Annotated in this window: 11 protein-coding genes; 3 read left to right on the forward strand and 8 right to left on the reverse strand. The window is 60.8% G+C overall.

The features are described from left to right. Nucleotides 1-58 precede the first annotated feature (58 nt). From V8Z65_RS16765 to V8Z65_RS16775, 3 genes are all read left to right on the forward strand, one after another. Nucleotides 59-1,189, forward strand: a complete 1,131-nt coding sequence (locus V8Z65_RS16765) for a divergent polysaccharide deacetylase family protein (RefSeq protein ID WP_338721287.1) — start codon at nucleotides 59-61, stop codon at nucleotides 1,187-1,189. A 73-nt stretch (nucleotides 1,190-1,262) separates the two neighbouring features. After that, nucleotides 1,263-1,802 carry an RNA pyrophosphohydrolase gene (locus tag V8Z65_RS16770; RefSeq protein WP_338721288.1) on the forward strand — a complete coding sequence of 180 codons (540 nt, stop codon included), beginning with the start codon at nucleotides 1,263-1,265 and terminating at the stop codon, nucleotides 1,800-1,802. A 7-nt stretch (nucleotides 1,803-1,809) separates the two neighbouring features. Then, entirely contained in the window at nucleotides 1,810-2,496 is a 687-nt protein-coding gene (locus tag V8Z65_RS16775) for an aspartate/glutamate racemase family protein (RefSeq protein ID WP_338721289.1), read from the forward strand. A 2-nt stretch (nucleotides 2,497-2,498) separates the two neighbouring features. On the opposite strand, the gene V8Z65_RS16780 is transcribed toward V8Z65_RS16775, so the two are convergent. The 8 genes from V8Z65_RS16780 to V8Z65_RS16815 all read right to left on the reverse strand — a co-directional run bounded on the left by V8Z65_RS16780 (nucleotide 2,499) and on the right by V8Z65_RS16815 (nucleotide 12,466). Continuing rightward, a complete protein-coding gene (locus V8Z65_RS16780) occupies nucleotides 2,499-4,361 on the reverse strand; it encodes a methyl-accepting chemotaxis protein (protein WP_338721290.1) in 1,863 nt (620 codons plus the stop codon). Nucleotides 4,362-4,418: 57 nt separating this feature from the next. Further along, nucleotides 4,419-5,009, reverse strand: coding sequence for a hypothetical protein (locus tag V8Z65_RS16785; protein WP_338721291.1), 591 nt, complete (start codon nucleotides 5,007-5,009; stop codon nucleotides 4,419-4,421). Nucleotides 5,010-5,110: 101 nt separating this feature from the next. Continuing rightward, nucleotides 5,111-7,279 carry a methyl-accepting chemotaxis protein gene (locus V8Z65_RS16790; RefSeq protein WP_338721292.1) on the reverse strand — a complete coding sequence of 723 codons (2,169 nt, stop codon included), beginning with the start codon at nucleotides 7,277-7,279 and terminating at the stop codon, nucleotides 5,111-5,113. A gap of 208 nt (nucleotides 7,280-7,487) precedes the next feature. Beyond that, the gene (locus V8Z65_RS16795) at nucleotides 7,488-7,913 is read right to left on the reverse strand and encodes a F0F1 ATP synthase subunit epsilon (protein WP_338721293.1); all 426 of its coding nucleotides are present in this window, start codon (nucleotides 7,911-7,913) and stop codon (nucleotides 7,488-7,490) included. Between the two features lie 86 nt (nucleotides 7,914-7,999). Next, entirely contained in the window at nucleotides 8,000-9,439 is a 1,440-nt protein-coding gene (atpD, locus tag V8Z65_RS16800) for a F0F1 ATP synthase subunit beta (protein WP_338721294.1), read from the reverse strand. 21 nt (nucleotides 9,440-9,460) lie between these two features. Then, nucleotides 9,461-10,348 (reverse strand): F0F1 ATP synthase subunit gamma, encoded by an 888-nt coding sequence (locus V8Z65_RS16805; RefSeq protein WP_338721295.1) that lies wholly within the window; start codon nucleotides 10,346-10,348, stop codon nucleotides 9,461-9,463. Nucleotides 10,349-10,370: 22 nt separating this feature from the next. Next, complete coding sequence (gene atpA, locus V8Z65_RS16810) at nucleotides 10,371-11,906, reverse strand: F0F1 ATP synthase subunit alpha (protein ID WP_338721296.1); 1,536 nt, start codon at nucleotides 11,904-11,906, stop codon at nucleotides 10,371-10,373. After that, nucleotides 11,906-12,466: a F0F1 ATP synthase subunit delta gene (locus V8Z65_RS16815; protein WP_338721297.1), complete on the reverse strand. Its 561-nt coding sequence runs from the start codon at nucleotides 12,464-12,466 to the stop codon at nucleotides 11,906-11,908. The genes atpA and V8Z65_RS16815 overlap by 1 nt, the downstream gene beginning before the upstream one ends. Nucleotides 12,467-12,711 lie beyond the last annotated feature (245 nt).

Consider the following 12,711-nt stretch of genomic DNA (forward strand, 5'->3'; position numbering starts at 1 on the left):
GCGGCATGATTCGTGCCGCATCCCGTACTATTGCCAGCCGGGGATGAGCAAAGCGCGAATGGCCGATGATCTGTCCACACCGCTCACCGGACGTCGTCGCCGGAACAGGGAACGCGCGGCAAAATTTCACTTTCCGCTCGCCCGCCTGCTTGTGGTCGTCATCCTCCTGATAGTTGGCGGCGTTGCGTTGCGCCTGATATTGGTGGACGATCCCGATGGCGGCCGCCCGAGCCTGGAAGTGGCGATCACCTCAACACGCAATGGCAATTCAGTGGCCAATAATGTGGCGACCGGGCCGGCCACCATTACCGCCGACCCTGGGCAATTCCCGGCCGACGGCTCGATCATTGCGGTGCCCGCCCCGGGTATGGGCACCAGTCCCGGAGAGCGACCGGACCAGTTCGGCATGCTGCCCGACCTCAGCGAGGAAACGGCCCATGGCGCCATCCCCCGCATGTCCGGCACCGGGCTGACACCGTTCCTGGCCTATCGGCGTGATGCCGGCGCAGCCTTGACGGCGGGACACCCCATGATCGCCATCGTCGTGACAGGTCTGGGCATCAATGAACAAGGCTCGCTCGACGCGATCGATCAATTGCCCGACGAGGTGAGCCTGGCCTTTGCGCCCTATGGCCGCTCCCTGGTCAATACCGTAGCGGCAGCGCGAACCGCCGGCCATGAAGTCATGCTCGAAGTGCCCTTGGAGCCCTTCGACTACCCTCAGAACGATCCGGGCCCGCATACCATGCTGACGGGCGAAACGCCGCGCGACAATCTTGAAAAGCTGTTCTGGCTGATGGCGCGCTTCGGCGGCTATTTTGGCGTGATCAACAATATGGGCGCCCGCTTTACCGCCTCGGCCACCGACATGGGCCCGATCATGGAAGAGCTGGGCGCGCGCGGCTTGGGTTATCTGGATGATGGTTCGTCCAACCGCTCCGTTGCCGCTCAGCTCGCCGGAGCCAACAAGGTACCCTTTGCCCGCGCCGGCGCGGTGATCGATGCCAATCCTGCCCGCGCCTCTATTCTCTCAGCGCTTGCCAGCCTTGAGGCCGAGGCCATGGAAAGTGGCGGCGCCATTGGTATTGTCAGTGCGCTGCCCATTTCGGTGCAGGCCGTGTCCGAATGGGCGCGAGAACTCGACGCCAAGGGAATTGCGCTGGTTCCGGTCAGCGCGTTGATGAAATAACACATGGTCACCGGACCGGGCCAGACGCCCGGGAGGAAATACGATCATGCCCCCAAAGAACCTGAGTAGATCGATGACCAATAGCCGGCCGGACCGTGAATCCCTTCCCTATCGCGATTGTGTGGGCATCGCCGTGTTCAATCCCCATGGCAATGTCTTGCTGGGTCATCGCAAATCCGCGGGCGACCCAGATCAGTCCGCCGAACACGGCTCGGCCTGGCAGATGCCCCAAGGCGGCATTGACAGGGGCGAGGACCCGCTCAAGGCCGCCCTGCGAGAGTTGCGCGAGGAAACCAACATAACCTCGGTGAGCCTGCTCGCCGAGGCGCCGGAATGGATTTTCTACGACCTGCCCGATGACGCGTTGGGTAAGGCCTGGAAAGGCAAATATCGCGGACAACGTCAGCGCTGGTTCGCCTTCGCCTTTACCGGGGATGAGAGCGAAATCGACATTGCTGAGCCCGATGGCGGCAAGCATGAGGCCGAATTTGACGCCTGGCGCTGGGAAAAACTCAGCCGCGCGCCATCCTTGATCGTGCCGTTCAAACGCGCCGCCTATGAAAAGGTCGTCGAAGCCTTCGGCGATATCCCGCAGCGGTTTACCCACACGTGAGACGATCATGAAAACCATCGGCCTGATCGGGGGCATGAGCTGGGAATCCAGCGCCCACTACTACCGCATTCTCAACGAGGAAACGGCAAGAGGGCTCGGTGGCCTGCACTCGGCGCCCGTCATCATGCATTCGCTGGATTTCGCTCCGATCGCCCAAATGCAGGCATCCGGCGACTGGGATGCGGCCGGACGGCAACTCAATTCGGCAGCCAAGGGCCTTGTGAAGGCCGGCGCCGAAATCCTCGGGCTAGCCACCAATACCATGCATATCGTCGCCGACATCATGCTCGATGGCGTCGATCTGCCCTTCATCCATATTGCCGATCCTACCGCGCAGGCCCTGCTCGCCGACGGCTATGACACGGTAGGGCTCTTGGGCACGCGTTTCACCATGGAAATGGATTTCTACAAGAGCCGTCTCGTCAGCCACGGCCTGACGGTGCTGGTGCCCGACGTGGACCACACCAATCTCAACGGCATCATCTATGAGGAGCTGTGCAAAGGGATTGTGCGCGAGGAGTCCCGCCGCATCTATCAGTCGGCCATCGACCGGATGGCGGCCCGCGGCGCCCAGGCCGTGATTCTGGGCTGCACCGAAATCGGCATGCTGATCGATGACAGCACCAGCACCCTGCCCACCTACGATACAACCAACCTGCACGCCCGGGCTCTGGTGCACGCGGCTCTGGCCTGAGCTCAGGCCGCCTGGCGCGCCGCCACCACGCGATCGTCGAGCTTAAACACCGATACAATACTGTCCAGCTTCACCGCCTGAGCCTCAGTCTGTTCGATGGCCGCATTGGTTTCCTCAACCAAGGCGGCATTGTGCTGCGTAATCTCGTCCATCTGACGAATGGCAATATTGACTTCGTCAATGGCATTGGCCTGTTCACGGCTAGCCTGCGCTATGCCTTCGAGAAGCGCGGAGTTCGCTCTCACCGCTTCACGCACCACCGACAATTGCTCGGCAGCCTCTGCGACCAGACGCGAGCCCTGGGCCACTTCGCCTACGGATTTGTCGATCAATGCCTTGATGTCGGAAGACGCCGAGGCCGCCGACTGCGCCAGGCGTCGCACTTCCACAGCAACCACGGCGAAGCCTTTGCCGGCATCACCGGCCCGTGCCGCTTCCACCGAGGCGTTGAGGGCCAAAAGATTGGTCTGGAAGGCAATATCATCGATCAGACCGATGATCGAGGATATCTCACTGGAAGATTGGGTAATCTGATCCATGGCCTCGGTGGCGCGCCCCATGACCGCGCCGCCATTGTCAGCGGAACGCAGCACGGCCTCAACCTTGCTTGAAGCATCAGTGGCCTGGCTGGCATTAGTGCCAACAGTGCTCGCCAACTGCTCCACCGCGGCCGAGGTTTCCTCGATGGTGGCTGCCTGCCGGGTGGTGCGCTCGCTCAGATCATTGGCACCGGCGAGAATTTCACTGGTGGCAACTTTCAGGGCGCCAGAAGTTGCGCGCAATTGTTCGACAACATTGGTCAGGCGCTCGGCCACGGTATTGGTGTTTTGAGCCAGTTCGCCAAAGGCACCGCTATACTGGCCGCTCATGCGTTTGGTCAGATCTGTATCGGCGAGCGCCGCCAGAACGGAACTGGTCTCAGTGAGGCCCGAATCAACAGTGGTCACCAGACTGTTGACGCTTTGAGCCAGAGCATTGAGTTCTGTATCGGGAAAACTGGTTTCGACGCGCTTGGAAAAATCACCCGCGACGGCAGCATCCACCACCGCGCCAAACGCCGCATGCAGGGCAGCCATCATTTCAGCGCGTTCGGCCTCGGCACGCGCTTTTTGCGCGGCCTCCGCCTTATCCATCTCGCTGACCTTGAGACCATTGTCACGGAACACGGCAATGGCGCGGGCCATCTCGCCCAATTCGTCGCCTCGCCCGGAAGCAGGTACCGTGTCGACCGAACCGGGGTCGGCAGCAATGCCAGACGCGCACCGGACCAGACCCAGAAGCGGTCCGGTAACTGTTCGGCTGATAAAGAATGCCAAGGCGGCGACGGCTAGAACAATGACCACAGCCCCAACCAGCCCGGATGTGACCAGCGTCTGGCTTTGGCGCGCAAGGCTCTCACTCATGTCCCAGGCAAAGGCAGCCACCCCGACCACGGCCTTGTCTGGACCGAAATGGGCGGGCACCGCCACATAGGCGATGGCGCCAACAGTGTTCATGTCTACAGCGTCATTTTTAAGAGCCTCGGAAGCCACGGCGTCGAGCGCGGCTTGTGTGTCGGCGTCCTGAGCCGTTCCGGCTATCATATTGCCTTGCAGGCCGTAGCTGGCGCCGGCCGCAAACTGATCGCCTAGAGACTCGGTGAGCCCTTCATAGGCAGCCAAAACAGAATCCGCCTTACCAAACCGAATACCGCCAGCCAATTGCTCTGTACCGGCCATCGAGACCGTCACATTGGCCCGCTCCAGTTCCGCTCGCAGAAGGGTCGCGTTCTGGCTGGCCCCCACATAGCTTATGGCGGCGGCACCAATCACGAAAGCGAGCAGCACCAATCCGACGATCTTACGGGCGAGAGTGAGTTTAAACATAGCCAATGACCTGACGGTAAAGAGGACTGCGGCGGCCTTCTGGCCGCCGCAACAAGATCAAAGCATGGAAACGTCCACGCCTACGGTGATTGCGCCGATCAGCGCACCACTGGCCGGATCCGTAATTGGGATAGAGACCTGGCTCTGGAAGGCCTGGGTGCTTTCGTCCTGCTCGATCTCGCCGATATGGACCGCACCTGCACCCGCCCCATAGCTGGCCGTAAACTTGTCCTCGTCGCCCTGCCAGTAGTCGGAGGTCAGCGTGCTTTGGGCAACGTTAAGGCCCTTGGCATCCATGGCGAAGATTTCGGTATATTTGCCGGCAGATGCTTCCTGCACCTCTGCCAGATATTGCGACGCGGCATTGGCCAGGGTCGCATCAATCAGCGGCCGGCTGGACGCGCCCACTTCGGCGCGCCACTGCTGATCCAATGCATCGATCTGAGCTTGATCATAAGCACCCGTGATTGCGTTCTGGGCGGTAATCGCGTCGATCAGTACGGAATTGCTGGCAAACGCGGCGATGTCGCCTTCCGCCAGGGCCGTCAGGGGCGCGGTGAATTCATCCTGCGCCAGCGGTGCGGTAACGCTCAGACCGGCGCCTGCAAGCAGAGCTAGCAGACCTGCACGCAACAGGTGATTTGGCATAATCTTCTCCTCAGTTCGGCAAGGGCAACCGACTTCGGAAAGTAGGTTAGGATTATTGCGTAAACGGAGGATGAATTCCTGCTCGGGTGGAAGTTATCAATTCAGGCGGCTCGTGATCGCCTTGCGACCGCCTTTGGCTCGCCCGGCTCGTCAGCCATTTTGAAAATATCCACGATCCCATCGAGCGCCCGGGTTTGGCCTTCCGTTTGCTCGATAACTGCATTGGTTTCTTCCACGAGCGACGCATTGTGCTGGGTCATCTGGTCCAGTGTACGGACGGCGGAACTGACCTCTTCAATAGACGCTGCTTGTTCGCGGCTGGCCCGGGCAATGGATCGCACCAATTCGCTATTCTCTTGCACCGCTTCGAGCATAGCCTTGAGCTTCTCGCTCGCCGCAGCAACGAGCCCCGATCCGCCCTTGACCTCTTCGGCGCTCATTTCAACCAGAGCCTTGACCTCGGACGAAGCCTGCGCGGCGCTTTGCGCCAAACGCCGCACTTCCACAGCCACCACCGCGAAACCCTTCCCTGCATCGCCAGCCCTTGCCGCTTCCACCGAAGCATTGAGGGCGAGCAGATTGGTCTGGAACGCAATATCGTCGATCATACCGATAATATTGGAAATCTTGGCAGAAGACTGGGTAATGCGCTCCATGGCCCCATTGGCCTCGCCCATGACCGAGCCGCTTTCTGCTGCCGCTTTTGACACCGTCTCGGCCTTTTCCGCGGCTTGTTCGGCCATGCCGGCATTGCTGGCCACGGTGCCCGCCAGTTCCTCCATGGCCGCCGAGGTCTCCTCGATCGTTGCGGCCTGCCGGGTGGTACGCTCGGAAAGATCATTGGCGCCGGACAGCAATTCGCCGCTGGCCGTACGCAGGGATCGCGTCGTGGTCCGCAATTGCCCGACCACATCGGCAAAGCGCATAACAGTGCCGTTAAGAGCCACTCGCAGATCTTCAAATTCGGGCGGGAATGGCGTGGCAATAGCGCTGGTGAGATCACCCTCGGAGAGCTGTTTCAGCCCCGCGCCAATGGCCGCAACGGACCGCTTGCGCGCTGTCACATCGGTGGCGAACTGCACAACCTTATAGGCCTTGCCATCAGTGTCCGAAATGGGCGTGAACGTGCTCTGGATCCAGACTTCGCTGCCGTCTTTGCGGCGGCGGCGATATTCGCCGCTCTTGAATTCGCCAGCAGCCAGTTGCTGCCAGAACTGGCGATAGCTGTCGCTGGCGGGATCGGCGTCGAACAGGAACTGGGCGTTGGGCCGGCCCACAATATCCTCAAGCTCATAGCCCAATAGCTGCAGGAAATTGTCATTGGCGGTCTGGACGGTGCCGTCGAGAGCAAATTCCACCACAAGCTGACTGCGCGAAATCGCCTGCAACTGGCCGGTGTGGTCGACCGCTTCAGCCAGATGGCGCCTGGCCTGCGCATCGAGCATCGCCTTTTCTTTGCCGCTGGTCCGGAACACTTCCAGGGCTCGCGCCATGGCGCCGATCTCATTGCGGCGCGCCGTGTAGGGCACGGCCAGATCCAGGTCCCCAGCGGCCAATTGGTCCATGACCTTGCTCAGTTCCGGAATGGGTCGCATCAACTTGCGAGCGACCAACACTGCTCCGATAGCCGTCAGCACCATGCCGATGGCGCCTATGCCGCCCAGAACCATCATCGACTGGCTCAGCACCGCAACAATCGGTCCCTGATCGACCGCGACCATCAGGGCGCCAATGACCGCGCCCTCCGCCGTCGCAATCGGCCTGTAGCTTAAAAGATAGGTCTTGCCGTTCATCTGGCTCGACAGGCGCAACGGCTCATTTGCCTGGAGGGTCTCGAATGTGGACGAGCCCGCGACAATGGCCGCATCCATCAGGCGCTCTCCCGCGGGGTCGAGCTGGCTGGTGCTGCCCACCACCATATCGGGGCTGTTTTCCGCATCATAGACATAGACAGCCACGTCGTGCCCGGCCACGCCGGCCACCGAGTCGATCACGTCATGCGTGCGGAAGCGGGGCATGCTGCGCGCGGTCATCGCCACGACATTACCCGTTTCATCGACCGTCACGTCGAGGCTGGGCAGATTAACCTGGAGGATCTGAGCGGCAATGCGCGTGGCGTCACGTAAGGCCTTGTCGGCGTCTTGCGCCACGGTACCGCTGAGGCTGAGATAGAGGCCGCCCAGCACCGCCAGGATGGCGACAGCGATGGCGCCGATGGTCATGGCGGAAATGGCGAAAGTCAGCCGGACATTGCCCAGGAAGGATCCCATTGTCGTACCCCCGATAAGCCGGCCGCTATCGGCCAGGTTCGCCTCATCCCCGCTCGGGAGAGTGCGTGTCAGGAGTTAAACAGTCGTTGAGATCGTAAAATTTTGTTTGAAATCAATTGTTTGCACAAAATCTGTGCGGCATGCTCAATCGAGCGGCAAAAAGGCCGCCCAAAGGCGGCCTATTCAGTTCAGCTAAGACGCATGGGCCTTAATGCACATGCGCACCATCGATATGCTGCGCCTCGATTGTCAGGTTGAGCAATGCCGATACCACCGCCTGCGCATAAGACTTGTCTTCCGGCGTCGCAGCGCGGTTAAGCTCTTCTTCGGCCGCCTTGATCTGGGCCTGCAGGTCGCCATGGTCAAATTCAGAGAGGGGCACAGACTGCTCGGCCAGAATGGTCAGCCCCATGGCCGATACATCGGCAAAGCCGCCCTTCACGAAATAGATATCAGCAGCGCCGCCATCCTTGGTCACAGTGATGAAACCAGGCCTCAGCGTCGTCATGAACGGCGCATGGTCGTCCATAACGGTGAAATAGCCTTCCGTGCCCGGAACCGTGACCGATGCAACGGTTTCGGACAGCACCAGCCGCTCAGGAGACACGATCTCGATCTTGAGGCCTTCAGCCATTCTTTTGGTCCTTTGGCAAAAGAGCCCGAATTCTCATCCGGGCCCCATGACGAGATGGCGGGCCGCAAGTGCGGCCCGATCCGATATTAGGCGGCCTGCGCGGCCAGCTTCTGGGCCTTGGCAACGGCATCTTCGATGGTGCCGACCATGTAGAAGGCTGCTTCCGGCAGGTGATCATAGTCGCCCGCCACCAGGCCCTTGAAGCCCTTGATCGTGTCTTCGAGCGACACGAACACGCCTGGCGAACCTGTGAACACTTCGGCCACGTCGAAGGGCTGGCTCATGAAGCGCTCGATCTTGCGGGCGCGGGCCACGGTCAGCTTGTCTTCTTCGGAGAGTTCGTCCATGCCCAGGATGGCAATGATGTCCTGGAGAGCCTTGTACTTCTGCAGGATCGACTGAACTTCGCGTGCGGTGTTGTAGTGTTCTTCACCCACAACATTCGCATCGAGAATACGGCTGTTCGACGCCAGCGGGTCCACGGCGGGGTAGATACCCTTTTCCGAGATCGCACGGTTAAGAACGGTCGTCGCATCAAGGTGCGCAAAGGTCGTGGCCGGAGCCGGGTCGGTCAAGTCGTCGGCCGGCACATAAACGGCCTGCACCGAGGTGATCGAGCCCTTGGTGGTGGTGGTGATGCGTTCCTGCATCGCGCCCATATCGGTCGACAGCGTCGGCTGATAACCCACCGCGGACGGAATACGACCCAAGAGAGCCGACATCTCGGCGCCGGCCTGGGTGAAGCGGAAGATATTGTCCACGAAGAACAGCACGTCCTGGCCCTGATCGCGGAAGTGCTCGGCGACAGTCAGACCGGTCAGAGCCACGCGGGCGCGGGCGCCGGGAGGCTCGTTCATCTGGCCGAACACAAGGGCGCACTTGGAGCCGGCGGCCGAGCCACCATGCTCTTTGGGGTCCTTGTTCACGCCCGATTCGATCATTTCGTGGTAAAGGTCGTTGCCTTCGCGGGTGCGTTCACCCACGCCCGCAAACACCGAATAACCACCATGCGCCTTGGCGACGTTGTTGATCAGTTCCTGGATCAGCACGGTCTTGCCCACGCCGGCGCCACCGAACAGACCAATCTTACCACCACGAGCATAGGGGGCGATCAGGTCCACCACCTTGATGCCGGTGACGAGCACTTCGGCTTCAGGGGACTGTTCGGTGAAGGAGGGAGCCTCCTGGTGGATCTCGCGGCGGCCAGCGGTCGAAACCGGGCCGGCTTCGTCGATTGGCTCGCCAATCACATTCATGATGCGCCCAAGGGTCTCGTCGCCGACCGGCACCGAGATCGAAGCACCGGTATCAAACACTTCGGTGCCGCGAACCAGACCTTCGGTCGTGTCCATGGCGATGGTGCGCACGGCGTTCTCGCCGAGGTGCTGGGCCACTTCGAGCACCAGGCGCTGGCCATTATTGGTGGTTTCAAGTGCGTTCAGGATGGCGGGCAGGTGATCGTCGAACACCACGTCAACGACGGCGCCAATGACCTGCGAAACGCGACCGGCCTTCTTCTCTGCCATTTGTTCGTCCTCGCTGATGGGTTAGAGCGCTTCCGCGCCCGAGATGATTTCGATGAGTTCTTTGGTGATCTGGGCCTGCCGCTGGCGGTTGTAGCTCAGCTGCAGCTTGTTGATCATTTCGCCGGCATTGCGGGTCGCATTGTCCATGGCCGACATCTGCGCGCCGTAGAACGAGGCAGAGTTCTCGAGCAGCGCGCGCAGCACCTGCACGGAAATGTTGCGCGGCAACAGATCCTCGACGATCGCTTCTTCGCTCGGCTCATATTCATAGGGCACGGCCGGGGCATTGACGTCACCCTCGGCCTCAACCTTTTCCAGCTTGGCTGGAATGAGCTGATGCGCCGTGGGGACCTGGCTGATCACCGAGCCGAACTTGGCAAAGAACAGCGTGGCCACGTCAAACTCACCGGCGGCAAACAGCGCGAGCACCTTGTCGGCGACCTGCTGGGCCTGGGTGAACCCCACCTGCTTGATTTCACGGAAGTTGAACGTATCCACGATCAATTCCGGATACTGCCTGCGCAGGATATCGTGGCCCTTGCGGCCCACAGTCAGGATCTTGACGGTTTTACCCTGACTGATCAGCTTCTGGGCATGGTCGCGAGCCAGACGGGCAATCGACGAGTTGAACCCGCCGGCCAGGCCACGCTCACCGGTGGCAACCACCAGCAGGTGCACGTCGTCCTTGCCTGTGCCACCCAGCAGTGCCGGGGCATTTTCCTGGCCATCATAAACGGCGCCAAGCGCCGCCAGCACCTTGCCCATGCGCTCGGCATAGGGACGGGCAGCCTCAGCAGCTTCCTGGGCGCGACGGAGCTTGGCCGCCGCGACCATCTGCATGGCCTTGGTGATCTTCTGGGTCGATTTGACCGAGTCGATCCGGTTTTTTAAGTCCTTAAGCGACGGCATTGCCTGTCGTCTCCTTCAGGCTTTACGCCGAATAGGTCTTCTTGATCTCGTCCAGTGCCGACTTCAGCTTGGCGCGGGTATCGTCGCTGAGCTGCTTTTCGACTGCGATGGTCTTCAAGAGATCGGCATGTTTTGCACGCAGGTTCGAGAGCACGTGCTTTTCGAAATCCTGCACCTTGTTGACCGGGATCGTATCCAGATAGCCCTGGCCGCCGGCAAAGATTACAGCGACCTGCTCTTCAGTCTTGAGCGGGCTGAACTGCGGCTGCTTGAGCAGCTCGGTCAGGCGCGCACCGCGGTTCAGGAGGCGCTGGGTAGCAGCGTCAAGGTCCGAACCAAACTGGGCGAAGGCGGCCATTTCGCGATACTGCGAAAGCTCACCCTTGAGCGAGCCGGCAACCTGCTTCATCGCCTTGATCTGGGCCGAACCGCCCACGCGGCTCACCGACAGACCAACGTTCACGGCCGGGCGGATACCCTGGAAGAAGAGGTTGGTTTCAAGGAAGATCTGGCCGTCGGTGATCGAAATCACGTTGGTCGGGATATAGGCCGACACGTCGTTGGCCTGGGTTTCGATAACCGGCAGTGCGGTCAGCGAGCCAAGACCATGGTCTTCGTTCATCTTGGCAGCGCGTTCGAGCAGACGGCTATGGAGGTAGAAAACGTCACCCGGATAGGCTTCGCGGCCCGGCGGGCGGCGCAGCAGCAGCGACATCTGACGGTAGGCAACGGCCTGCTTGGTCAGGTCGTCATAGGCGATCACGGCATGCTTGCCATTGTCGCGGAACCATTCACCAATGGCGCAACCGGTGAAGGGCGCAATGTACTGGAGCGGCGCCGGGTCCGAAGCAGTCGCGGCAATCACGATCGAATAGGGCAGAGCGCCCGATTCCTCAAGCTGCTTGACGAACTGAGCAACGGTCGAACGCTTCTGACCAACAGCCACGTAGATGCAATAGAGCTTGTCGGTGTCCGAAGCGTCGGCATCATGGGCCGGCTTCTGGTTGAGGAAGGTATCGAGAATGATGGCGGTCTTGCCGGTCTGGCGGTCACCAATCACCAGCTCACGCTGGCCACGGCCGATCGGGATCAGCGCGTCGATGGCCTTGAGGCCGGTCGACATGGGCTCATGCACGGACTTACGCGGCAGAATGCCCGGCGCCTTGACGTCAACGCGGCTGCGCTCGGTATGCTCGATCGGACCCTTGCCATCGATCGGGTTACCCAGACCGTCGACCACGCGGCCGAGCAGGCCCGGACCGACCGGGGTATCCACGATGGCGCCGGTACGCTTAACGACATCGCCTTCCTTGATGGCGCGGTCGGAACCGAAGATCACGACGCCGACATTGTCCGCTTCCAGGTTCAGGGCCATGCCCTTAACCCCGCCGGGGAACTCGACAAGCTCGCCGGCCTGCACGTTGTCGAGGCCATAAACACGGGCAATACCGTCACCGACGGAAAGCACCTGACCAACTTCGGAAACCTGGGCTTCCTGGCCGAAATTCTTGATCTGGTCCTTGAGGATCGCAGAAATTTCCGCGGCTTTGATGTCCATTATCCGACCTCTTTCATGGCGATTTTCATCGCAGCGAGTTTTGTCTTGAGTGAGCTATCGATCATCTGGCTGCCGACCTTCACCTGAAGGCCACCGATCAGCGAGGGATCGACGAATTGATTGAGCGTGACGGTCTTGCCCAGCTTGGCCTTAAGCGTTTCAGCAAGGGCCTTGGCCTGCGCATCGGTCAGCGGGGCTGCAGATGTCACATCGGCCGTGGCTTCGCCGCGGGCGGCAGCGGCCAGCTCGCGGAACACGGCAATAATGGTATCGAGAGCAAACAGGCGCCCATTCCTGGCCACCAGGCGCAGGAAATTGCCAACCAGTGGATTGACCTTGGCCTTATTGAGGATCGCATCGAGCGCCGAAGCCTTGACGTCGCCGGAAATGACTGGAGAGCGGAGGTAGCGCGAGAAATCGTCGCTTTCACCGATCAGTCGGGAAATGTCGGAAAGGCCAGTTTCCACCGATGCCAGCTGGTTCTCGCTCTGGGCGAGATCGAACAGCGCCGACGCATAAGGCCGCGCAATCTGGGTAAGCACTGAATTTTGCGCTGCCAATGCCGCTTCACCCTCTTGTTTATCTGCTTCGGTCCCGGCCCGTCCCAGAAGGGAATTTCGGGTCGTTGCCGACGCTTGTTCTTGTCCGGAAAGGGGGCACACCTCGACCCCCCAGGAAATCGCGCCCCCTCTAGCACAAGGCCAGCGCGCCATGCAAGGCACGGCGGCCCGATTCAATCGCGACAAAAGTGTCGCACTTCGAAGGCGGTCCGAAGGACGCAAGACCTATGGTCGAGTGGCACAAG

This window comes from Devosia sp. XK-2 (genome assembly GCF_037113415.1).
In the GTDB taxonomy this organism is placed as follows: domain Bacteria; phylum Pseudomonadota; class Alphaproteobacteria; order Rhizobiales; family Devosiaceae; genus Devosia.

Excerpts from the sequence above, each read along its gene's own strand:
- V8Z65_RS16765 (WP_338721287.1), top strand. The coding sequence starts at position 59 with ATGGCCGATGATCTGTCCACACCGCTCACCGGACGTCGTCGCCGGAAC.
- V8Z65_RS16785 (WP_338721291.1), bottom strand. The coding sequence starts at position 5,009 with ATGCCAAATCACCTGTTGCGTGCAGGTCTGCTAGCTCTGCTTGCAGGC.
- atpD (WP_338721294.1), bottom strand. The coding sequence starts at position 9,439 with ATGGCAGAGAAGAAGGCCGGTCGCGTTTCGCAGGTCATTGGCGCCGTC.
- V8Z65_RS16790 (WP_338721292.1), bottom strand. The coding sequence starts at position 7,279 with ATGGGATCCTTCCTGGGCAATGTCCGGCTGACTTTCGCCATTTCCGCC.
- V8Z65_RS16805 (WP_338721295.1), bottom strand. The coding sequence starts at position 10,348 with ATGCCGTCGCTTAAGGACTTAAAAAACCGGATCGACTCGGTCAAATCG.
- V8Z65_RS16780 (WP_338721290.1), bottom strand. The coding sequence starts at position 4,361 with ATGTTTAAACTCACTCTCGCCCGTAAGATCGTCGGATTGGTGCTGCTC.
- V8Z65_RS16775 (WP_338721289.1), top strand. The coding sequence starts at position 1,810 with ATGAAAACCATCGGCCTGATCGGGGGCATGAGCTGGGAATCCAGCGCC.
- V8Z65_RS16770 (WP_338721288.1), top strand. The coding sequence starts at position 1,263 with ATGACCAATAGCCGGCCGGACCGTGAATCCCTTCCCTATCGCGATTGT.
- V8Z65_RS16795 (WP_338721293.1), bottom strand. The coding sequence starts at position 7,913 with ATGGCTGAAGGCCTCAAGATCGAGATCGTGTCTCCTGAGCGGCTGGTG.
- atpA (WP_338721296.1), bottom strand. The coding sequence starts at position 11,906 with ATGGACATCAAAGCCGCGGAAATTTCTGCGATCCTCAAGGACCAGATC.